Genomic DNA, 19,670 nt, shown 5'->3' on the forward strand with positions numbered 1-19,670 from the left:
CCTTCGATATCACCGGCAAGGGCATCGCCAATCCCGTCGCCAGTTTCTGGACAGCCGCGCAGATGCTCGAGCATCTCGGCGAGCCCGATGCGGCAGCGCGCCTCATGCGCGCCGTGGAGAGGGTGTGCGAAGCAGGCATCATCACGCCGGATGTCGGCGGCAAGGCGACAACGAAAGAAGTCACCGACGCCGTGGTGGACGCGATCCACAGCTCGAACGTCTGACGCATGTCCGATCGCCCCGGCCATCACCGGGGCGATCGTCTTCCATAAAACAAAATCAATAGTCCGGGAGGATACGATGAAAACCACCGCCACACTTGCCTTTGCATTGACGCTCGCAAGCACCACCGCCTTCGCACAGGGCTATCCGAACAAGCCGATCACCATGCTGGTGCCGTTCGCTGCCGGCGGCGCCACCGACACCGTCGCACGCGTCACCGCCGCGACCATGTCGAAAATTCTCGGCCAGACCATCATCATTGAAAACGCCACCGGCGCCGGCGGCACCATCGCCGCCGCGCGTGCGGCACGCGCCGAGCCCGATGGCTACACGCTCCTGATCCACCACATCGGCATTTCCACCGCGGCGACGCTGTATCGCAAGCTGCCTTACGACACCAAGACCGCGTTCGCGCCGATCGGCCTCGTCACCAATGCGCCGATGACCATCATCGCGCGGCCGAACCTGCCGCCGAACAACCTTGCCGAGCTGATCACCTATATCAAGGCCAACGGCGACAAGATGACGTTCGGCAATGCCGGCCTCGGCGCGGCGTCGCAGCTCTGCGGCCTGATGTTCATGAATGCCATCGACAAGCAGGTGCTCGCGGTACCCTACAAGGGCAACGGCCCGGTCATGAACGACCTGATCGCCGGCCAGATCGACCTCACCTGCGACCAGACCACCAACACCACCGGCCCGATCAACGGCAAGCTGGTGAAGGCCTATGCGATCACGACCAAGACGCGGCTGTCGTCGATGCCGGATCTCCCCACCGCGGACGAAGCCGGCCTGAAAGGCTTTGAAGCCGGTGCTTGGCACGGCATCTATGCGCCGAAGGGCACGCCGGATGATGTGGTGCAGAAGCTCGCCAAGGTGCTGCAGGAGTCGCTGCGTGATCCCGAGCTGATCAAGCGCTTCAACGACATCAACACCGACCCGGTGCCGCAGGACCAGGCCACGCCGGCTGCACTGAAGAAGCAGCTCGACAGCGAGGTGGATCGCTGGGCGCCGATCATCAAGGCGAGCGGGCAGTTCGCGGATTGATCGTCGCTTTCCGTCATTGCGAGCCCTGAAGAATTGGCAAAGCCAATTCTTCAGGGCGAAGCAATCCAGAAGCCAAGAACTGGATTGCTTCGTCGCTACGCTCCTCGCAATGACGGCGGAGCCAAGCGGGCAGTTCACGGATTGATGGCCACCAGCTCATGGTTCGAGACGCGCGCCAAGGGGCGCGCTCCTCACCATGAGGGACCGAGCATTGCACCACACACTTCCCCTCACCCTGAGGAGCTCGCCGCAGGCGAGCGTCTCGAAGGGTGGGCCGCAATGCACGGGTGTCATGACATTTCCGCATCGGGAAATTGATCTATAACCTCCCCCGTCATTGGCCGCTTCGGCCCGATCTTCCGGGGGACTTGCATGTCACTAACCAGCACATTCGCGCGCGTGGTCGCACTGATCGGCGCGGGCGCCGTCTTGTGGCGCCGCGCCCAGGGCGACACGCCGGCGCCGGCCTGGGGCCATGCCCCCGTGTTTCCCGAAGCGAAACCGCAAGGCGCCATCCCCACGCTGAAGATGCCCACCGCCCGCGGCTGGGATCCCGGCCAGAAACCCACTGTGGCGCCGGGCCTCAAGGTCAATGCCTTCGCCACCGGACTCAAGCATCCGCGCTGGATCAGCGTGCTGCCCAATGGCGACGTGCTGATTGCCGAAGCCACGCAAGTGGCGACCCGCATCGGCAGCCTGTTCAGCTATGCCATGCAGGCCACCATGCGCCGCGCCAGTGCGCTCGGCATCAGCGCCAACCGCATCACGCTGCTGCGCGATCGTGACGGTGACGGCGTCGCCGAGGTGCAGCAGGTCTTCATGGAGAATCTCAACCAGCCGTTCGGCATGGCCCTGGTCGGCGAGACGTTCTATGTCGGCAATGTCGATGGTGTCGTCGCGTTTCCCTATACGAAGGACGCCGACAGGATCACCGCACAAGGCAAGAAGCTCACCACGTTCAAGCCGGGCGGCCACTGGACCCGCAGCATCCTGCCGAGCCCGGATGGCACGAAGCTCTATATCGGCGTGGGATCGCAGAGCAATATCGCCGAGAGCGGCATGGCGGTCGAGGAAGGCCGCGCCGCGGTCTATGAATTCGATATCGCCACCGGACAGTATCGCATCTTCGGTGCGGGCTTGCGCAATCCGGTAGGCCTCGCTTTCGAGCCGACCACCGGCGCGCTGTGGACCGTGGTCAACGAGCGCGACGGCATCGGCGACGAGACGCCTCCGGACTATCTCACTTCGGTGAAGGACGGCGGCTTCTATGGCTGGCCCTATTGCTACTGGGGCCAGATCGTCGACGACCGCGTGCCGCAGGATCCGGCGCTGGTCGCCACCGCGATCAAGCCCGACTATGCACTCGGCGGCCACACCGCCTCGCTCGGCCTGTGCTGGCTTCCCGCCGGCACGCTGCCCGGTTTTCCCGACGGCATGGTGATTGGCCAGCATGGTTCATGGAATCGCAGCAAGCTGAGTGGCTACAAGGTGGTTTTCATCCCGTTCGAGAACGGCAAGCCGTCAGGCCCGCCGCGGGATATTCTCTCGGGCTTCCTGGCACCGGATGAGAAGGTGTCCTATGGACGGCCGGTTGGCGTGACCATTGGGCCTGATGGATCGCTGCTGGTGGCGGATGACGTGGGCGATGTGATCTGGCGCGTGACGGGGGCGTAAGCGCGTATCTATCGCCAACTGTCATCACCCGCGAAAGCGGGTGATCCAGTAAACACTGACATCGCGCTTCTTTCACTCTTGCCAATGTCTACTGGATCGCCCGGTCAAGCCGGGCGATGACAGTGAGAGTTACGCCGCGCGCACCCGCTGCAGGAACGCGCCCACTTCGCTCTTCAACCGCCCGCTATCGCCCGACAGCGATTGCGCCGCAGCCAGCACATGGCCCGACGCCGCGCCCGTATCGCTGGCGCTCCGCTCGACCTGCGCAATATTCGCGCTGACCTCGATCACCGCCTGCGCGGCATGCTGGACATTGCGGGAAATCTCCTGCGTCGAGGCACTCTGCTCTTCCACTGCGGAGGCGATGGATGACGCGATTTCCGACATCCGGTTGATGGTGCCGCCGATCGCCGCAATGGCACCGACGGAATCCTGCGTCGCCGACTGGATGTCAAAAATCTGTTTGGAAATCTCGTCGGTCGCCTTCGAGGTCTGCGCCGCCAGCGCCTTCACTTCCGAGGCCACCACCGCAAACCCGCGGCCGGCATCGCCCGCCCGCGCCGCCTCGATGGTCGCGTTCAGCGCCAGCAGATTGGTCTGCGACGCGATGCCGGAGATGAATTGCACGACATTGCCGATCTTCGTCGCCGCCGCGGCCAGCAGCGCCACGCGGTCGTCCATCATCCGGGCCTGCTCCACCGCTTCGCCCGCGATCTGCGACGACTGCTGCACCTGCCGTCCGATTTCACCCACCGACGCCGCCATCTGCTCGCTGGCCGACGCCACCGACTGCACGCTGGACGAGGTTTCCTCCGATGCCTGCGCCACCTTCACCGACAGGTCCTGTGCATTGCTCGCGGTCTGCGACATCGAGCCGGCTTCGGCCTCGAGCTCATGAGAGGCTGCGGCCACCAGCTCGATGATGCGGCCGACCTCGCGCTCGAACTGATCGGCCACCTGCTCCATGTCGGCGCGGCGCGTCTCGGCGGCCTCGGCCACTTCGCGCATCTTGGCGCGAGTCTCGGCCTCGGCCTTCTCCAGCGACAGGCGCTTGAAATTTTCCACCGCCTGCGCCATCGCGCCGATCTCGTCGCCGCGATCGAGGCCGGGCAGCACCACCGAGAAATCGCCCTTGGCAAGTTCCTGCATGGCGCGTGTCATGCCCGCCACGGCGCTGGCGATGCGCTGGCCAACAAGCACGGCGAACAGACCGATCAGCACCGTCGCGCCGGCGATCGCCCAGGTCATCACCTGGCGCACCTCGGCAGCGCGCGCCTCCGCCGCGTCGTAGCGCGCATCCGCCGTCTTGATCAGCTCATCAAGCCCCGGACGATTGCGCTGAAACACGGTGGCGAAATCGGCGATCTCGTCATTGAGCAGGCTCTGCGTCACCTGATAGCCGGCAAAGCTCTGGCTATACGCCTTCATCGCCGTCTCGATATCGGCCTGCACGGCGTCGGATAATTCCGACTCCGGCAGCGCCTTCGCAAACTGGTCCTGCCGCTTGTCAAAATCCTCGCCATATTTGTCGCCGCCGCGCAGCATGAAATCCTTCTCATGCCGGCGCATCATCAGCATCAGATTGGTGAGACGCGGCACCTCATGAGCTGCGAGTTTCGTCTCCGCCTCGTGCACGGCATTGCGCAGCCGGCCCTGCAGGCCTTCGGTCTCCTTCAGCCCAAGCTGGCGCTGCATGGAGACGATGTTGTTGAAGCGCGTGCGATAGATGCTGAGGCCAGACCGCAGCGCGCTGTCGCTGGCCGCCGCATCGTCGCCCGACGATTGCTTCATCACGCTCTCGATGCTGGCGAGGCCGCTGAGCAGTTTATTCACGAGCAGTTCGTGCTGCGCGACATGCGCGTCCTCACGCGTACGCATGAAGGCGTTCGCGACCTGGCCGGCTTCGAGATAGCCGGTTGCAAGCGTCGCAACTTCGTGGCGCAGCGTCAGCGCGCGACCGGAGTCCGCCTGCGCGCGGGCATCGAAATGCAATCCGGCCAGACAGATGGCGCCAATCGCGCCGACGCTGAGCAGGCCCAGCAACGCGATCTGCACGCGCAGTCCGATGCGCGGCGTGATTTTCCGGGCGAGCTTGCGAAAGGAAGGAAATAGTTTTGACATGCGATCCGCGACAAGAAGAGAAGTCCGCGGACCGGATATGCGCTGCGGTCTAACAAGAGCTAAACGACAACACCGCAATGCGATCGATGCCGGATCTTTATTTTATGTGCAAACAGCGCCGTGACATCGCTTCGTCATCAGCGCGTAACATGAAGACTTTGCAGGATGGGTTGAGTGCAGGCGCATGGCGCCGTAGCGATACCCATCACCACCAACACCGGCGCACGCGGTGACGGGTATCGCTACGCTCAACCCATCCTACAGATCCCCGTTCATACCTTCGCCAGCGGCGGCACGCGCGTGTGCCAGTCGGTGGCCGCTTCATGGGCACGGCCGATGCGCAGCGCGAGTGCTTCCTGATACGGCCGGCAGACGATCTGCAGCGACGTCGGCAGCGCCTTCGCCGTGAAGCCGATGGGAATCGCGAGGCCGCAAAAACCGATCTGGTTGACGAAGCGCGTCAGCGTTGCCGGCGTCGTCGCTTCATCCACGTCGGCGAGCGGCTGCGGCGGGACCTGCGAGGTCGGCGCCAGCAGCGCATCGGCGGCGCCAAAGGCCTGCAGCATCGCCTGGCGATCGGCCTGCGCGCGCCAGCGGGCTTCGATATAGGCCTTGGCGTCGATCTTGCCGCCGAGCACACGGGTGCGCACGCCATCATCCATCGGCGACGACGGATCATCCGCCACCGCGCCATGGATCGCATAGGCCTCGCCCATCATGATCTCCGCCGCGCGCGAAAATTCCGGCAGCGGCTTCGGCAGATCGATGGTGACGATGGTGGCGCCGAGCTTGCGATAGACCTCCACCGCGGCGTCATAGGCCTTGAGGATATCGGGATGCACCGGCCCGCGCTCGCGCGCATCGATCACCGCCAGTGTCAGGCCCTTCACGCCCTGCTCCAGTTCGGCGAACGGATCGATCGGCGTGACATCCAGCGTGGTGGGATCGCTGATATCCGGCCCCTGCATGGCCTGGAACAGCAGCGCCGCATCATGCACCGAGCGCGCCAGCGGGCCGACCGTATCGAGCGACGGCGACAGCGGCACGATGCCATGCAGGCTGATGCGCCCCGACGTGGTCTTCAGCCCGAACAGATTATTGAAGCCCGCCGGTCCGCGCACGGAGCCGCCGGTATCGGTGCCGATGGCGATGGTCGCGAGACGCGCGGCGACCGCGGCGGCCGAGCCATTGCTGGAGCCGCCGGCCGTATGCGGCACCTCCGCATTCCAAGGATTGCGGGGCGCACCGAGATGCTGATTGGTGCCCCAGCCGCCGAGCGCGAATTCCACCGTATGCACCTTGCCGAGCACGATGGCGCCCTGCAGTTCCAGCTTCGTGACGATGGTCGCAGTCTGCTTCGCCACGCGATCCCGACGCGTCGCCGAGCCGGCGGTGCAGACCTTGCCTTCAATCTCGATCAGGTCCTTGACGCCGATCGGCACGCCATCGAGCGCGCCGAGCGGCTTGCCGTCCTTGTAGCGCTGCGTCGATTGCGCGGCCGCGGCCCGGGCTTCATCGGCATAGACGTCGATGAAGGCGTGCATCTTGCCGTTCAGCGCATCGATGCGTGCGAGATGGGAATCGACCACGTCGCTCGGCGTGAAACGACCCGCTTTGTATCCGGCGACCAGTTCACCGGCATCGAGAAAGCTCAGTTGATCGCGCGCAGCCGCCGATTGATCCGACATATCGTGTCATTCCCCTTCAGAATCCAGCGACGCATGCTGCCCCGATCCGGCACCGGGTCAAGCCCGTGCAGGACAAAGCTCGCATGACGGAATGCAGCCGGCATGGTTGACGCGGCCAGCAGTCCCCGACACAACCTGTCTCATGAAGAGACCGGCACATGCCCGGTCCGGAAACGACCGAGGATTGTGCAGACATGACCGAGCGCGCTCACGCCATCGCCGCCAGGATCGAGACCTTCATCCGCGATCAGGTGATCCCGTATGAAAAGGATCCGCGCCTCGGCCACCACGGCCCGAGCGACGAACTGGTGCAGGAGCTGCGCGACAAAGCCCGCGCCGCCGGCGTGCTGACGCCGCATATCCTCGCCGATGGTTCGCATTTCACCCAGCGTGAAACGGCGATCGCGTTGATCAAGACCGGCCTGTCGCCGCTCGGCCCGCTCGCCTGCAACACCATGGCGCCCGACGAGGGCAATATGTATCTGCTCGGCAAGGTCGGCACATCCGAGCAGAAGAAGCGCTTCCTCGATCAACTGGTGTCGGGCGCCTCGCGCTCGGCCTTCTTCATGACCGAACCGGCCACCGACGGCGGCGCCGGCTCCGATCCATCGATGATGCTGACCACATGCAAGCTCGATGGCAATCACTGGGTCATCAATGGCCGCAAGACCTTCATCACCGGCGCCGATGGCGCCAAGGTCGGCATCGTGATGGCGAAGTCCGATGACGGCGCCTGCATGTTCCTGGTCGACCTGCCCGATCCTGCCATCCGCATCACCCGCGTGCTCGACACCATCGATAGTTCGATGCCCGGCGGCCATGCCGAAATCGCGATCGACAATCTGCGTGTCCCCGCCGACCAGATGCTCGGCTCCTCCGGGGAAGGTTTCAAATATGCGCAGATCCGCCTGAGCCCGGCGCGACTGTCGCACTGCATGCGCTGGCTCGGCCTCTGCATCCGCGCCAACGAGGTCGCCTCGGACTATGCCTGCCGCCGCAACGCTTTCGGCAAGCCGCTGGTGGATCACGAAGGCGTCGGCTTCATGCTGGCGGAGAACCTGATCGACATCAAACAATGCGAGTTGATGATCGACTGGTGCGCCGGCGTGCTCGACTCCGGCTCGCTCGGCACCAATGAAAGCTCGATGGCGAAGGTGGCAGTGTCCGAAGCCTTGATGCGTATTGCCGATCGCTGCGTGCAGGTGATGGGCGGCATGGGCGTCTCCGGCGACACCATCGTCGAGCAGGCCTTTCGCGAAGTGCGCGCCTTCCGCATCTATGACGGCCCGACCGAAGTGCACAAATGGTCGCTCGCCAAGAAGATCAAGCGCGACTGGAAAGCGACGCAGCACGGCTGAGGCACGACGTCGGGAACGCATCACCCTGTCGCGGATTGCTCATACAGGAAGCAGCATCGTCATGCTGCTTCGCTTGCGCAGGAACCGACACAATGCTGCCTGAAGAAGAATCTCCCGGCCGTGCGCCGGCCGAAGCCAAGACGTTGTCGGTCGGCTTGCTGCTCTGGGTCGGCATCTCGGCGCTGGTCGTGCTGGGACTGTTCGCCTATTTCCGGATGTGACGGCACGCAACACGCGATCCGGCACCGCCGCCGAGAAGGCTGTCGGTCAGAAACGCCTGCGCGTTTCTACCCCGCGTCCAGATCGATCAGTGCCAAGGTCGTCACGCTTCTTGCGCCGCAGGCGCGCCGGCGTTTCTGTCAGGATGACTTCGAGCGTCGGCCGCACGATGCCCTTCAGGAAATGACCGCCACGCACCGATCCATCGGCAAGTCCCAGCACCGCATGCACATGCAAGCCAGCTTTGCCGTCATCGCCGACTGCGACATCACCCAGCAGGCTCAGAACCTCGCTCGGTTCGCCGACGGGGATCTCCTTGTAGGACCTGGTCTCATATTTATAGAACGCCACCGTCGCCCGCTCGAACGCGCCGATGGCGGTCAGTGACGCAGCGGCGATGCCGGCATCGTTGACATATTTGGTCAGCGCTTCGAACGCTTCCTCGCCCTTGTCGAGCACGACCACATGGGTCTTCACACCATCGTCCTGCGAGACGAGCTTGCTTTTCATCCGTCCATCTCCATTGCCATTCGGGAAATGAACGAGGCGAGACCAGCGCCGTTCCAGAGGCGGACATCTTGCCGCTCTAGTGTCATCACGGTCTGAAAAACGAAAAAGCCGCCCAAGCGGGCGGCTTTTCAAACAGCTCATAACTGTCGGTCGTCCGTCATCAGATGTTTGGTTGCGGGGATAGGATTTGAACCTATGACCTTCAGGTTATGAGCCTGACGAGCTACCGGGCTGCTCCACCCCGCGCCAAACCTTTCGGGAACATGTGCTGGATGCCGACGCCAAGGGCGCGAGCAAATCCCAGACCAAAGGTTCCTGAGAGACTGCCGGGCAATGCCGCGGCATGAGGGGTATCTATCAATGCCCGCCGGCTTTGGGAAGGGGCCGGAGGCATCTTTTTGCGTTTTTATGACGGGGTGGGGAAAATTGTCCGTAACCGCCGTCAGCTCAGCAGAAATCCGCCATCCACGGTCACCGTGCTACCGGTCATGTAGCGCGAGGCGCCGGAGGCCAGCAGCAGGATGGCGCCGTCGAGATCGCTCTCGTGCCCGACCCGGCGCTGGGCGATGCGCTTGACCAGCTTTTCGCCCACCGGCGTGTCCCAGGCCGCGTGATTGATCTCGGTGTCGATATAGCCCGGCGCCAGCGCATTGACGCGGATCCGGTGCGCCGCGAGTTCCAGCGCCAGCGCCCTGGTTGCCTGCACGATGCCGGCCTTGGAGATCGCATAAGGCGACACCGCCTTGGTCAGGCCGAAACCGAGCACCGAGGCGATATTGACGATATTGCCTTCGACCTTGTGCGCGATCATGCGCCGGGCAGCTTCGGTCGCGGCGAAATAGGCGCCCTTGAGATTGGCACCGATGACGGAATCCCAATCGGCTTCGGTCTGCTCGATGGCCATCTTCTCCACCGCAATGCCGGCATTGTTGATCAGTACGGTCACCGGGCCGAGCGCCTGCTCGGCCGCGTCGAAGGCTTTTGCGATCGAGGCGTTGTCGGTGACATCCATCGCGACAGCAAAGGCACGGCCGCCTTTGTCCGTGATCTCCTTCTGCAGGGCTTCAAGCTTCCCGGTCTGCCGCGCCGCCAGCACCACCGCCGCACCATGGGCCGACAGCACGCGCGCAAACTGGCGGCCGAGCCCCTGCGAGGCGCCGGTGATGAGGATGACTTCCTTGCTGACGTCGAAGATCGCGGACATATTCGTTCCCTGCTGCGGCTGTTCTGTTGGCCCAGTGATACCCAACCTTGCCGCGATCGCAAAACCTGCGCGCCGACCCTGATTTCTTTGCTGCGGAATTGCCGCCTGACGTGAGCATGCGATGAACAGTTTCGACGTCGTCGTCGCCATGGCGCTGATCATCGCCGTGGTGCTCGGCTTCCGCGCAGGATTGCTGCGCAGCGGCATCACCATTCTCGGCTATCTCGTCGCGGCACCGATCGCCGTGTGGATCACCGGCCTGATCCTTCCGCAGGCACCGTCGGCCACCTCGCAGGTGCAGCACTCGCTGATCTTCTTCGCCATCTTCCTGATCGCAGGCATCGTGCTGGGCTCGCTGCTGCGCCTGGCCATCAATGATCTGATCGGCACGCATATCGGCATCGGTGACAGGCTCGGCGGCGCTGCGCTCGGCGCGATCCGTGTCGGCCTGATCGCGGTGACCCTGGTGCTGATCTTCGATCAGCTGGTGCCGGCGCATCTGCAGCCGCCCTATCTCACCGGGTCGCAATTGCGCCCGATGCTGTCGCGGATCGGCCAGACCGGCATTCGCTCGCTACCCGCGGATGTCACCGCGCGGTTCGAGCAGCTGAAGCGCGCGCATAAGCCATGACGCAGGCGCAGCTCCCCTGCTCGCCTTGCATGTCCGCGCCGCTTATCAGATGCAATCGGAACCGCTAGAGTGCGCATCATCCGTCAGCCAACCTTTTGGGAGTGATATCGTGGATCTTGGAATCAAAGGCCGCCGCGCATTGGTGTGCGCATCGAGCAAGGGCCTCGGCCTTGGTTGTGCCGCAGCGCTTGCCGCCGAAGGCGTGCATGTCACCATGACTGCACGCGGCGCCGAAGTTCTGGCCGCCGCTGCCGCGGAAGTGCGCAAGGCCAATCCGGGCGTCGAGATCATCGAGGTGGTGGGCGACATCACCACGCCGGAAGGCCGCGAAGCCGCGCTGAAAGCAGCCGGCACCATCGACATCCTCGTCAACAATGCCGGCGGCCCGCCGCCCGGCGATTTCCGCAACTGGAATCGTGACGACTGGATCAAGGCCATCGACGCCAACATGCTGACGCCGATCGAGCTGATCAAGGCCACGGTGGACGGCATGATCGAGCGCAAGTTCGGCCGTATCGTCAACATCACCTCGGCCGCCGTGAAGGCCCCGATCGATGTGCTCGGCCTCTCCAACGGCGCGCGCTCGGGCCTCACCGGCTTTGTCGCCGGCCTGTCGCGCAAGACCGTGCGCAACAATGTCACGATCAATGGCCTGCTGCCGGGCCCGTTCAACACTGATCGCATCCGCGGCGTTGCGGCGGGTCAGGCCAAGAACAGCGGCAAGTCGGTGGAGGAAATCCTGACGCAGCGCGCCAGCGAAAATCCGGCCGGCCGTTTCGGCGAAGCCGATGAATTCGGCCAGGCCTGTGCATGGCTGTGCGGCGCGAAGTCGGGCTTCATCACCGGCCAGAACATCCTGCTCGACGGCGGCGCGTTCCCCGGCACGATGTAACTCCATCCGTCATGGTGAGGAGGCGCGAAGCGCCGTCTCGAACCATGAGCTGCAAGCTCTCGGAGCTTGCGGCCATCCTTCGAGAGGCGGCCCAAGGGCCGCTCCTCAGGATGAGGGTGGAGTCAATTCACCGGCGTCGTGCGCTCATCCGCCCATTCGATGCCGAATTCCTCGAGCCCCTCAGCAAGCAGATCGCCAAGCAGCGGCTCGCCCAGCAGATAGCGCGCGGTTCGCCCATTATTGCCCTCCGCAGCCTCGCGGCGCAGATCGGCCCATTCCTCGATGGTTCCATCACCGCGGCCAAGCCGCATCAGGGCCACGAGATCGACCTTCTCGTCCTCGCTCAAGGCGGCGATGAAGCCGGAGATCTCCTTGACGACGGGATCGCTGCCGTCATCCTCCAGCACGTCGATCATCTTGTCGTCGGCCCCATTCGAGCCCTCGTCGGTATCGACCTCGATATCCTTGGCGTCGAACTGCCGGGCCTTCTCGATCAGGAAGCCGACCTTGTCGGATGAAATGGCGAGTTCTGGCATCATGCGCTCCTCGGAAAACCTGTTGTACCGGCACCAACGCGCAGCATTGCGAGATGATCCATTGCGCCCGCAGCGCAACATCCCGCATGCTCCGCCGCAATAAGAACACGGGAGTGAACACCGCATGCAATGGACGGTCGGCAAGGTCAGGATCACGCAAATTACCGAGAGCCGGATGACGGGCAGCACGCGCTTCATCCTTCCACAGGCGGGCCCGGATGAGGTGAAAGCGCTGCCCTGGCTGATCCCCGATTTTGCCAATGAAGAGGGCCGGTTGAAAATGTCGATCCATGCGCTGGTGGTGGAAACACCGACGCGGCGCATCATTGTCGACACCTGCCTCGGCAATGACAAGGAAGGCCGCTCGGTGCCGACCTGGAATCATCTCAACACGCCGTTCCTGCGCCACCTCGCCGAAGCCGGCTTCGCGCCTGACAGCATCGACACGGTTCTCTGCACGCATCTGCATGTGGACCATGTCGGCTGGAATACGCGACTGGTGGAAGGGCAGTGGGTGCCGACCTTCCCGAACGCGCGCTATCTGTTTGGACGCGACGAATACAATTACTGGAAAGACCATAGCGAGCGCCCGGATCACATCGCTGTGTTCAACGACTCCATCAAACCCGTGGTCGATGCGGGCTTGGTCGATCTCATCGCAGCCGATGCCGATGTCGCCAATGAAATCACATTGATTCCGACACCGGGTCACAGCCCCGGCCATATGAGCGTGCACATCAGATCCGACGGGGAGGAAACTCTGCTCACCGGCGATGCCGCGCATCATCCCGTGCAGATGGCGCATCCCGATTGGGCCTCGACGGCGGATTCCGATCCAGCGCAATCCACACGCTCACGCCGTGAACTATTCGCGCGTTTTGCCGATACGCCGACTCTGGTGATCGGCGGCCATTATGGCGCCGGGCACATCAAGCGCGACGGCGACGCGTGGCGTTTTGATGCGCTGCCGTAGGGCGGCGGTCCAGAGCCCAATCCAGGTTGAATTTCATCCCGCGGTGTTCCACAACTTCACCCGCCAAATAAGGGCTCCAGGGAGACGACAATGAAACTCGTAAGATACGGCGCGTTCGGCAGCGAGAAGCCGGGACTGATCGACAACAACGGCAAGCTGCGCGACCTCTCCGGCAAGATCGCCGATTTCGCCGACGACGCCTTCTCGCCCGACAATCTCGCCAAGCTCAAGGCCATCGATCCGGCCTCCCTCCCTGAAGTTTCCGGCAATCCACGTTACGGTTCGCCCGTCGGCGGCAAGCCGAAATTCATCGCCATCGGCCTGAACTATGCGGACCATGCCGCTGAGTCCAACATGCCGATCCCGTCCGAACCCATCGTCTTCATGAAGGCGCTGAACTCGCTCTGCGGCCCCAATGACGATGTCGAAAAGCCGCGCGGCTCCACCAAGCTCGACTGGGAAGTCGAACTCGCGATCATCATCGGGACCAAGGCGAAATATGTATCGGAAGCCGACGCGCTGAAGCATGTCGCCGGCTATGCCGTCTGCAACGACGTTTCCGAACGCTTCTTCCAGATCGAGCGCGGCGGCCAGTGGACCAAGGGCAAGTCGCACGACACTTTTGGCCCGCTCGGCCCGTGGATCGCGACGACCGACGAAGTTGCCGACGTGCACAAGCTGAGCATGTGGCTCGACGTCAATGGCAAGCGCTGCCAGACCGGCTCGACAGCGACCATGATCTTCAACGTGCCGCAGATCGTGTCCTATCTCTCCGGCATGATGACCCTGATGCCCGGCGACATCATCACCACGGGCACCCCGCCCGGCGTCGGCCTTGGCATGAAGCCGCCGAAATTCCTCGAAGTCGGCGACGTCATGACCCTCGGCATCGAAGGCCTGGGTGAGCAGAAACAGAAGGTCGTGGCGGCTTAAGAGCGCACAACACTCTCAGCCGTCATTGCGAGCGCAGCGAAGCAATCCAGAAGAAGATAAAGAAAGAACTGGATTGCTTCGTCGCTACGCTCCTCGCAATGACGTTGGATAGTAATGATTAGAAGGACCTAACATGAAGCTGACCTTTTCTCCCGGCTCGCCTTTCGCACGCAAGGTGCGCATCGCGGCCATCGAACTCGGGCTGATCGACAAGATCGAACTCGTGCCGGCAACCGTGGCGCCGACGCAGAAGAACGAAGCCTATGCCCATGACATCAGCCCCGTCCGCAAACTGCCGGCGCTGATCCTCGATAGCGGCCAGGTCATCGTCGACAGCTACAACATCACCGAATATCTCGACGAGCTCGCCGGCGGCGGCAAACTCGTCCCGGCCTCAGGCCCGGCGCGATGGAAGGTGAAGACGGAGCATACGCTCATCCAGAGCATGACCGACGCGCTGCTGCTGTGCCGCTATGAAATGGGCGTGCGGCCGAAAGAATTCTTCTGGCAGGGCTGGTACGACGATCAGTGGGACCGCGCCTGGGTCGGCCTCGGCCAGTTCGAGAACCATCCGGACATTCTCACCCGCCCGCTCGACGCCGCACAGATCTCGCTGGTGTGTATCCTTGGCTATCTGGACTTCCGGTTCGCGGATTGCGGCTGGCGCAAGGCATTTCCGAAGCTCGACGCGTTCCACGAACGCATGCTGCAGCGGGAATCGGTGAAGGTGTCCGTGCCGCCGAACGGCTAATCGAAAAGCGAGGGCGTGTAATTCACATACGCGCCCTCGATGGCCAGCATTTTAAGCTTCGTCTCGACACCGCCATTGGCCGAGAAGCCGCCGGGCTTGCCGCCCGCTGCAAGCACGCGATGGCAGGGCACGATAATCGGACAGGGGTTTTGCCCCATCGCCTGCCCCACATTGCGCGACAGTTCGACGCCGCCGAGACGCTTGGCGATATCGCCGTAAGTCAAGGTTTTGCCGGGCGGAATCGCGCGGGCGATGGCATAGACCTCGCGATTGAAATCGGGACTGTCAGATAGATCCAGGTCGATATCGGCGAGATCGACCTGTTGGCCCGCCATCAGCGCGACCATCCGATCGATCGCCACCTGCACCATGGCTGGCGGCGGCGCTTCAATCAGCGCCTGATAGCGCTGTTTCAATCGCCCGCGCGTCTGTGCCTCGCTCGGCAGCGGCAATTGAATCGCGACGATCCCGCGATCGGCCCAGGCGATGCCGCAACGGCCGATGGCGGTGTCGAAAAGTGCAAACTGGATGTCGGCCATCACAGCCTCCTCACATCGATCGAAGCATCAATGTGTGTCCGAAAGCCCGGATTCGCCACCCGTTTTCGGACTTAGCTCTGTGGTTCGCGCGACGGCATCGCAGCCGCCTTGTGAATGAAAGCCTGGCCGAGCGCGTCCAGAATTTCCTTGGTCGCGACGAACATATAGGGCCCGTCCTCGGTCTCGAAGGCGATGCCCACCACGGTCGGATCCGGCTGGTAGTCCATCAGGCTATAGCCCTTGAGCGGCAAAGCGGGGCGGTCTTGTGGCTTGCTGGACATGTCGGTGTTCCGCGTCAGTGAAATGATGGCAACGGATTAGACAACATTGGCGCAAACGCCAAGCGGCTTCCGCACGACGCAGTCAGAGCGCAATGAATTCCTCTGCCAAGGCAATGGCTTGAGGCTCGTCCGCAGCGATCGCCATGGGAACCGGAAACGCCATGGCCATCGCCTTCGCGCGGTTTTCCCAAAGTATGCGCTTTGCAGGATCGGGCTCGATATAGACGAAGCCACGGCAGACGCGGGCGAGGGCCGCGACATGGGCCTTGAACCAGATCGTCCGCGTTGTCTGGTCCTCACGGCTCTCGTGGCCCCCAGTGTCGTCCGCACGCGTGATCATGACGAAGGGCGTTCCGCGCGCGATCAGCCATTCCAGAGCAGCGTGATAGCGCGAAACGCGATCGACTGCCCCGGCCGGAAGTGCCGCGACCATGACGATCGGGTCGCGGCTGGCATCGATCAGATCGGGATCGCTCATCGGATCACTCCCGACGCCTGCGTCATTTGCGCGGCAGTGCTGCCGCCGCAACCTGATCGGAGAATTTGAACTTCACCGTCGCGCCCACCATCAGCGGCACGCCGACAGCGACGAGCGGGCCGGCGCCGACATCGGTGGCGCTGACGCGATAGCGCTGATCGGTGAGATTGGTGCCCCAGATATGCGCCGTATAGCGCTCGTTCTCGACGCCGATCCGCGCATTGAGCAGGCCGTAGCCGGGCTGGCGCAGGGTGTTGGCGACATCGAACCAGAAACCGGAGCGATACTGCCAGGTGATATCGACATTGCCCACGAGATTGTCGATGCCGACATTCCACGCATAACCGATGCCGAACGAGCCGGTGAATTTCGAGATATATTGCTGCTCCTTGCCGCTGGCATCGATGACGCCGGCCACACCGGTGGCGAGCGCATTGCGGAAGTCCACATAACTGGCATCAGCATAACCGGCCGAGGCGAGCAGCGACCAATGCTCGTCGAGCTTTACCCGCGCATCGAGCTCGGCGCCGTAAGAGCGGCTCCTGGCGGCATTCTGGATCGGCGACGACATGGTGGCGACATTGAATGTCTGCACCTGCTGGTTCTTCCAGTCCATGAAGAACACCGCACCGTTCAATGCCAGACGGTCGCCGAAGAATTTGCCCTTGAAGCCGCCCTCATAGCTCCAGAGCGCTTCCGACTCGAACGGCTTCTCGTCGCCCGGTGCCACGAACCCCGCATTGAAGCCGGCAGACTTATAGCCGCGGCTGGCACTGACATAGAGATTGAGCTTGTCGGTGACGTCATAGATCGCGCCGATCCGCGGCGTGACATAGGGCGCCGAGATACTGGCCTGATAGCCCGGCGCGAAGCCCGCCACGACCGGCGCAAACAACGTGTTGAAGGATGCGTTGTCGGAACTGAAGTTGTAGTTGAAGTCCTTGTGGTCATAGCCCACGCGCGCGCCGCCGAAGATCTTCCAGCGATCGGTGATGGCGACCGTGGCATCGGCGAAGCCGGCCACGACGGTGGTGTCGGTCACGCCCTTCGACGACAAGGCAACGCTGTTGCCCGTCAGAAAGCCGCCAGGATTGAAGGTGTTGACGATGCCATAGGTGCGCGCGCCTTCGCTGCGCTCGGCATAGAGGCCGGCAACCCATTTCACCCGGTCGGACCGATCGGATTCGTAGCGCAGCTCCTGCGAGGCCTGGCGATAGCTGCCATTGAATGGGTTGTTGGCGCGATACTGGAATCCCGCAATTCCGAAGGACTGGAACAGCACATCATTGGCAGCGAAATAGCCGCGTGGGAACGGCGTGCCGTTGAAATCGAGATCATTGGAGCGGAAGCCGGTGAGCGACACCAGGCGATCGCCATTGTCCAGCCGCGCAGTGAACTGGGCGCGGCCCGTGGTCGTCTTGACGGTACCGTTCACCGGGCTGAGGATATCCACGCTGCGGCGACCGGCATTGAAATCGGCATTGGTCATCCATGCGCCGTCGAATGTGCGCTGATGCTCGTGCTCGATGCTGCCGAGGAAATCGACGACGTCATTGACGGGACCACTGACACTGAGGCGGCCGGCGACATCCTCGAGCGAATTGACGTCGCGCCCGACGGCGATGTTCGGCGTGAAGCCGTCATTGCGCGAGCCGGAGAAGGCGCCGCGCACGGCCCAGCCATTGTTGCCCGCCGGCGTGTTGAAGACGCCGAACATGCGCGCTGTGTTGAACCGCCCGTATTCCAGACCGATTTCGCCCGTGCGGCGCGACGGATCCGGCACATTGGAGATCACATTGATGGAGCCGGCGAGATTGTTGCGCCCGTAAAGCGTGCCCTGCGGGCCGCGCAGGATCTCCATCCGCGCCACATCGAGCAGCGTGCTGCGATAGGATTGCGATGTGCCGGCCGAGACGCCGTCGATATAGAGGCCGACGGACGGATCGGTGTCGATCAGTGCCGAGCCGACGCCGCGGATGGCCGTGAAATTGGTGTAGAGACTGCCCGAGAGCGTGCCCATCTGCACGTTCGGCGTCTGGTTCAGCACCTGATCGGTGCGCGTCAGCTGGTTGTCGGCGATACGCTCGCCCGACCACACGTCGATGCTCATCGGAACATCGAATGCAGCCTCGGGACGTTTTTGCGCGGTGACCGTGATTTCGTCGAGTTGAACCGCCTGCTGCGCGCAAGCCGGATGAGCAATGATCGACAATGACAGAGCCAAGAGTGATTTGCGGCGCATCAGATCCCCCACATTCGCGCCATTTTCATAAGCCGTTTTGCGGCCGGCATGCCGATGGCCGCTTATGAGATCGGACAAAACATCTATGAGAGCCGCCGAACGGCGCTCGGGGGATGGCCGAAGTGACGCTTGAAAGCCGCGGTGAAATTCGCGGGATGCGCATAGCCAGCGCGATAGGCCGCCTCGGCAATGGAGAGCGCGTGACTTTCGATCAGTTCGCGCCCGAATTGCAGGCGGCGTTCCGTGATATAGCGGCCGATCCCGATGCCGAAGCTCGCCGAGAAATCCTGCTTCAGCTTGCTGGCACTGATACCGAATGTGTGCGCGAGACCATGGATGGTGTGTTCGGCGCCGGGCGCATGATCGATCAGATCGCGCATCGCCATCATGCGATCGAGCGACGACCGTCGATGGCCATGCGAAGTCTCGACACAGCGCGCACCGAAATCGCTCATCAGCACGGCCAGCAGATCGAGCGCACGACTTTCGAAATAGAGCGCGGCGGCGACACCATGGCCGGGCGGATACTGGATCGACAGCGCAAGCTCGCGCAGCCGCGGATCCAGCGCACGCCGCTGGGTGGTGATCGCTTTGCCGGTCGCAGCCCGCATCGCGTCGAACGCGCTGTCGCTGCCGAAGCGGCCTTCAACAGCCTCGAACCAGTCCGGCGTCACCACGAGCTCGACAGTCCGGACGGGATGGCTCGGCAGAACGACTTTTCGCGTGGCCACGCGCTCATTGGTTGAAGAGATCCAGGCTTCGCCTGGCTGAAAGCCCGTCTCGATCGGCCCTGCTCCGCTGCGCGCATGTCCGCTCAGGACGACACTCAGGCAGACCGCAGGAAATGTCTCGGCATCGATGACCAGCGGTTTCGTCAGCGACAGATCCGTCGAGAGCAGGCTGAGGCCCGGCTGCACCTCCTGGTGCAGGATCTGCGGTGTCCCGCGATCCACAACCGGCAGTGCGCGCAGCGTTGCTTCGAAGCGACCGACATCGCCGGCCTCATGTGACTGCAGGCTCATCTTGCACCGTCGATCGTCTGCCCGTTCGATCCGGCAAGATTACGCGCGCATAATTTCTCGCTCAATCTCAGTGATTTAGATCATCTCGAACATGCCGCTTCAGCCCAAACAAAACAGGCCCGTCTCGCGCGAGACGGGCCTGTTTTCAACGACGATCGCGCGCAATCATTCGTCCTGCATCGCCGCCGTGAGCTTGTCGTAATACTTGGTCACCACATCGATATTGCCCTTGTTCTCGACCGCCGGCAGCGGCTGCTTCAGCGCGCCATTGAGTTCATCCAATGCGGCCTTCTTGTCCTTGGCCGGGATTTTCTTGTCGGCATTCACCGCCGCGATCTGCTGCTTGATG

General features: G+C 63.1%; 20 protein-coding genes, 1 tRNA gene and 1 pseudogene. 10 read left to right on the plus strand and 12 right to left on the minus strand.

Going from position 1 to position 19,670, the window contains the following annotated elements:
• From ACIQ2A_RS21155 to ACIQ2A_RS21165, 3 genes are all read left to right on the plus strand, one after another.
• The coding region (locus tag ACIQ2A_RS21155; protein ID WP_398483024.1) for an isocitrate/isopropylmalate family dehydrogenase at window positions 1–224 on the plus strand (224 nt) is incomplete at its 5' end.
• A 76-nt stretch (window positions 225–300) separates the two neighbouring features.
• Window positions 301–1,269 (plus strand): tripartite tricarboxylate transporter substrate-binding protein, encoded by a 969-nt coding sequence (locus ACIQ2A_RS21160; protein ID WP_398483026.1) that lies wholly within the window; start codon window positions 301–303, stop codon window positions 1,267–1,269.
• Window positions 1,270–1,641: 372 nt separating this feature from the next.
• A complete protein-coding gene (locus ACIQ2A_RS21165; protein WP_398483029.1) occupies window positions 1,642–2,943 on the plus strand; it encodes a PQQ-dependent sugar dehydrogenase in 1,302 nt (433 codons plus the stop codon).
• Between the two features lie 129 nt (window positions 2,944–3,072).
• On the opposite strand, the gene ACIQ2A_RS21170 is transcribed toward ACIQ2A_RS21165, so the two are convergent.
• Window positions 3,073–5,064: a methyl-accepting chemotaxis protein gene (locus ACIQ2A_RS21170; protein ID WP_398483031.1), complete on the minus strand. Its 1,992-nt coding sequence runs from the start codon at window positions 5,062–5,064 to the stop codon at window positions 3,073–3,075.
• Window positions 5,065–5,336: 272 nt separating this feature from the next.
• The gene (locus tag ACIQ2A_RS21175; RefSeq protein WP_398483033.1) at window positions 5,337–6,752 is read right to left on the minus strand and encodes an amidase; all 1,416 of its coding nucleotides are present in this window, start codon (window positions 6,750–6,752) and stop codon (window positions 5,337–5,339) included.
• Window positions 6,753–6,946: 194 nt separating this feature from the next.
• On the opposite strand from ACIQ2A_RS21175, the gene ACIQ2A_RS21180 reads away from it, so the two are divergent.
• Window positions 6,947–8,110: an acyl-CoA dehydrogenase family protein gene (locus ACIQ2A_RS21180; RefSeq protein ID WP_398483035.1), complete on the plus strand. Its 1,164-nt coding sequence runs from the start codon at window positions 6,947–6,949 to the stop codon at window positions 8,108–8,110.
• A 92-nt stretch (window positions 8,111–8,202) separates the two neighbouring features.
• On the plus strand, window positions 8,203–8,331 hold the full coding sequence (locus tag ACIQ2A_RS21185) for a hypothetical protein (RefSeq protein ID WP_398483037.1): 129 nt from the start codon (window positions 8,203–8,205) through the stop codon (window positions 8,329–8,331).
• Between the two features lie 46 nt (window positions 8,332–8,377).
• On the opposite strand, the gene ACIQ2A_RS21190 is transcribed toward ACIQ2A_RS21185, so the two are convergent.
• The 3 genes from ACIQ2A_RS21190 to ACIQ2A_RS21200 all read right to left on the minus strand — a co-directional run bounded on the left by ACIQ2A_RS21190 (window position 8,378) and on the right by ACIQ2A_RS21200 (window position 10,043).
• The gene (locus ACIQ2A_RS21190) at window positions 8,378–8,839 is read right to left on the minus strand and encodes a PPC domain-containing DNA-binding protein (protein ID WP_398483039.1); all 462 of its coding nucleotides are present in this window, start codon (window positions 8,837–8,839) and stop codon (window positions 8,378–8,380) included.
• A 169-nt stretch (window positions 8,840–9,008) separates the two neighbouring features.
• Window positions 9,009–9,085, minus strand: a tRNA-Met gene (locus tag ACIQ2A_RS21195).
• Between the two features lie 196 nt (window positions 9,086–9,281).
• Window positions 9,282–10,043: an SDR family NAD(P)-dependent oxidoreductase gene (locus ACIQ2A_RS21200; protein ID WP_398483041.1), complete on the minus strand. Its 762-nt coding sequence runs from the start codon at window positions 10,041–10,043 to the stop codon at window positions 9,282–9,284.
• Between the two features lie 121 nt (window positions 10,044–10,164).
• Here ACIQ2A_RS21200 and ACIQ2A_RS21205 point away from each other — a divergent pair, with 121 nt between their 5' ends.
• Together ACIQ2A_RS21205 and ACIQ2A_RS21210 are read left to right on the plus strand one after the other, a co-directional pair.
• Window positions 10,165–10,674, plus strand: coding sequence for a CvpA family protein (locus ACIQ2A_RS21205; protein WP_398483043.1), 510 nt, complete (start codon window positions 10,165–10,167; stop codon window positions 10,672–10,674).
• Window positions 10,675–10,783: 109 nt separating this feature from the next.
• Entirely contained in the window at window positions 10,784–11,566 is a 783-nt protein-coding gene (locus tag ACIQ2A_RS21210) for an SDR family oxidoreductase (protein WP_398483045.1), read from the plus strand.
• 122 nt (window positions 11,567–11,688) lie between these two features.
• Here ACIQ2A_RS21210 and ACIQ2A_RS21215 read toward each other — a convergent pair whose 3' ends face one another.
• On the minus strand, window positions 11,689–12,102 hold the full coding sequence (locus ACIQ2A_RS21215) for a DUF3775 domain-containing protein (protein WP_398483047.1): 414 nt from the start codon (window positions 12,100–12,102) through the stop codon (window positions 11,689–11,691).
• A 124-nt stretch (window positions 12,103–12,226) separates the two neighbouring features.
• Between ACIQ2A_RS21215 and ACIQ2A_RS21220 the strand changes: the two genes are divergently transcribed.
• The 3 genes from ACIQ2A_RS21220 (at window position 12,227) to ACIQ2A_RS21230 (ending at window position 14,759) form a co-directional block, all read left to right on the plus strand.
• Window positions 12,227–13,075 (plus strand): MBL fold metallo-hydrolase, encoded by an 849-nt coding sequence (locus tag ACIQ2A_RS21220; RefSeq protein ID WP_398483049.1) that lies wholly within the window; start codon window positions 12,227–12,229, stop codon window positions 13,073–13,075.
• A gap of 90 nt (window positions 13,076–13,165) precedes the next feature.
• Window positions 13,166–14,008 (plus strand): fumarylacetoacetate hydrolase family protein, encoded by an 843-nt coding sequence (locus ACIQ2A_RS21225; RefSeq protein WP_398483051.1) that lies wholly within the window; start codon window positions 13,166–13,168, stop codon window positions 14,006–14,008.
• 133 nt (window positions 14,009–14,141) lie between these two features.
• Window positions 14,142–14,759 carry a glutathione S-transferase family protein gene (locus ACIQ2A_RS21230; RefSeq protein ID WP_398483053.1) on the plus strand — a complete coding sequence of 206 codons (618 nt, stop codon included), beginning with the start codon at window positions 14,142–14,144 and terminating at the stop codon, window positions 14,757–14,759.
• Here ACIQ2A_RS21230 and ACIQ2A_RS21235 read toward each other — a convergent pair.
• From ACIQ2A_RS21235 to ACIQ2A_RS21260, 6 genes and pseudogenes are all read right to left on the minus strand, one after another.
• On the minus strand, window positions 14,756–15,298 hold the full coding sequence (locus tag ACIQ2A_RS21235; protein ID WP_398483055.1) for a methylated-DNA--[protein]-cysteine S-methyltransferase: 543 nt from the start codon (window positions 15,296–15,298) through the stop codon (window positions 14,756–14,758). The two genes, ACIQ2A_RS21230 and ACIQ2A_RS21235, sit on opposite strands and share 4 nt — an antisense overlap.
• A 71-nt stretch (window positions 15,299–15,369) precedes the next feature.
• The gene (locus tag ACIQ2A_RS21240) at window positions 15,370–15,579 is read right to left on the minus strand and encodes a hypothetical protein (protein ID WP_398483057.1); all 210 of its coding nucleotides are present in this window, start codon (window positions 15,577–15,579) and stop codon (window positions 15,370–15,372) included.
• Between the two features lie 82 nt (window positions 15,580–15,661).
• Complete coding sequence (locus ACIQ2A_RS21245) at window positions 15,662–16,057, minus strand: hypothetical protein (RefSeq protein ID WP_398483060.1); 396 nt, start codon at window positions 16,055–16,057, stop codon at window positions 15,662–15,664.
• Window positions 16,058–16,079: 22 nt separating this feature from the next.
• The gene (locus tag ACIQ2A_RS21250) at window positions 16,080–18,299 is read right to left on the minus strand and encodes a TonB-dependent receptor (RefSeq protein ID WP_398483062.1); all 2,220 of its coding nucleotides are present in this window, start codon (window positions 18,297–18,299) and stop codon (window positions 16,080–16,082) included.
• 83 nt (window positions 18,300–18,382) lie between these two features.
• A complete protein-coding gene (locus ACIQ2A_RS21255) occupies window positions 18,383–19,321 on the minus strand; it encodes a helix-turn-helix transcriptional regulator (protein ID WP_398483064.1) in 939 nt (312 codons plus the stop codon).
• Between the two features lie 165 nt (window positions 19,322–19,486).
• Window positions 19,487–19,670, minus strand: a pseudogene (locus ACIQ2A_RS21260) (hypothetical protein); the annotation flags it as partial.

Origin of the sequence: Tardiphaga sp. (assembly GCF_044336785.1) — a bacterium.
Lineage (GTDB): Bacteria > Pseudomonadota > Alphaproteobacteria > Rhizobiales > Xanthobacteraceae > Tardiphaga.

Excerpts from the sequence above, each read along its gene's own strand:
- ACIQ2A_RS21160 (WP_398483026.1), top strand. The coding sequence starts at position 301 with ATGAAAACCACCGCCACACTTGCCTTTGCATTGACGCTCGCAAGCACC.
- ACIQ2A_RS21165 (WP_398483029.1), top strand. The coding sequence starts at position 1,642 with ATGTCACTAACCAGCACATTCGCGCGCGTGGTCGCACTGATCGGCGCG.
- ACIQ2A_RS21170 (WP_398483031.1), bottom strand. The coding sequence starts at position 5,064 with ATGTCAAAACTATTTCCTTCCTTTCGCAAGCTCGCCCGGAAAATCACG.
- ACIQ2A_RS21175 (WP_398483033.1), bottom strand. The coding sequence starts at position 6,752 with ATGTCGGATCAATCGGCGGCTGCGCGCGATCAACTGAGCTTTCTCGAT.
- ACIQ2A_RS21180 (WP_398483035.1), top strand. The coding sequence starts at position 6,947 with ATGACCGAGCGCGCTCACGCCATCGCCGCCAGGATCGAGACCTTCATC.
- ACIQ2A_RS21185 (WP_398483037.1), top strand. The coding sequence starts at position 8,203 with ATGCTGCCTGAAGAAGAATCTCCCGGCCGTGCGCCGGCCGAAGCCAAG.
- ACIQ2A_RS21190 (WP_398483039.1), bottom strand. The coding sequence starts at position 8,839 with ATGAAAAGCAAGCTCGTCTCGCAGGACGATGGTGTGAAGACCCATGTG.
- ACIQ2A_RS21200 (WP_398483041.1), bottom strand. The coding sequence starts at position 10,043 with ATGTCCGCGATCTTCGACGTCAGCAAGGAAGTCATCCTCATCACCGGC.
- ACIQ2A_RS21205 (WP_398483043.1), top strand. The coding sequence starts at position 10,165 with ATGAACAGTTTCGACGTCGTCGTCGCCATGGCGCTGATCATCGCCGTG.
- ACIQ2A_RS21215 (WP_398483047.1), bottom strand. The coding sequence starts at position 12,102 with ATGCCAGAACTCGCCATTTCATCCGACAAGGTCGGCTTCCTGATCGAG.
- ACIQ2A_RS21220 (WP_398483049.1), top strand. The coding sequence starts at position 12,227 with ATGCAATGGACGGTCGGCAAGGTCAGGATCACGCAAATTACCGAGAGC.
- ACIQ2A_RS21225 (WP_398483051.1), top strand. The coding sequence starts at position 13,166 with ATGAAACTCGTAAGATACGGCGCGTTCGGCAGCGAGAAGCCGGGACTG.
- ACIQ2A_RS21230 (WP_398483053.1), top strand. The coding sequence starts at position 14,142 with ATGAAGCTGACCTTTTCTCCCGGCTCGCCTTTCGCACGCAAGGTGCGC.
- ACIQ2A_RS21235 (WP_398483055.1), bottom strand. The coding sequence starts at position 15,298 with ATGGCCGACATCCAGTTTGCACTTTTCGACACCGCCATCGGCCGTTGC.
- ACIQ2A_RS21240 (WP_398483057.1), bottom strand. The coding sequence starts at position 15,579 with ATGTCCAGCAAGCCACAAGACCGCCCCGCTTTGCCGCTCAAGGGCTAT.
- ACIQ2A_RS21245 (WP_398483060.1), bottom strand. The coding sequence starts at position 16,057 with ATGAGCGATCCCGATCTGATCGATGCCAGCCGCGACCCGATCGTCATG.
- ACIQ2A_RS21250 (WP_398483062.1), bottom strand. The coding sequence starts at position 18,299 with ATGCGCCGCAAATCACTCTTGGCTCTGTCATTGTCGATCATTGCTCAT.
- ACIQ2A_RS21255 (WP_398483064.1), bottom strand. The coding sequence starts at position 19,321 with ATGAGCCTGCAGTCACATGAGGCCGGCGATGTCGGTCGCTTCGAAGCA.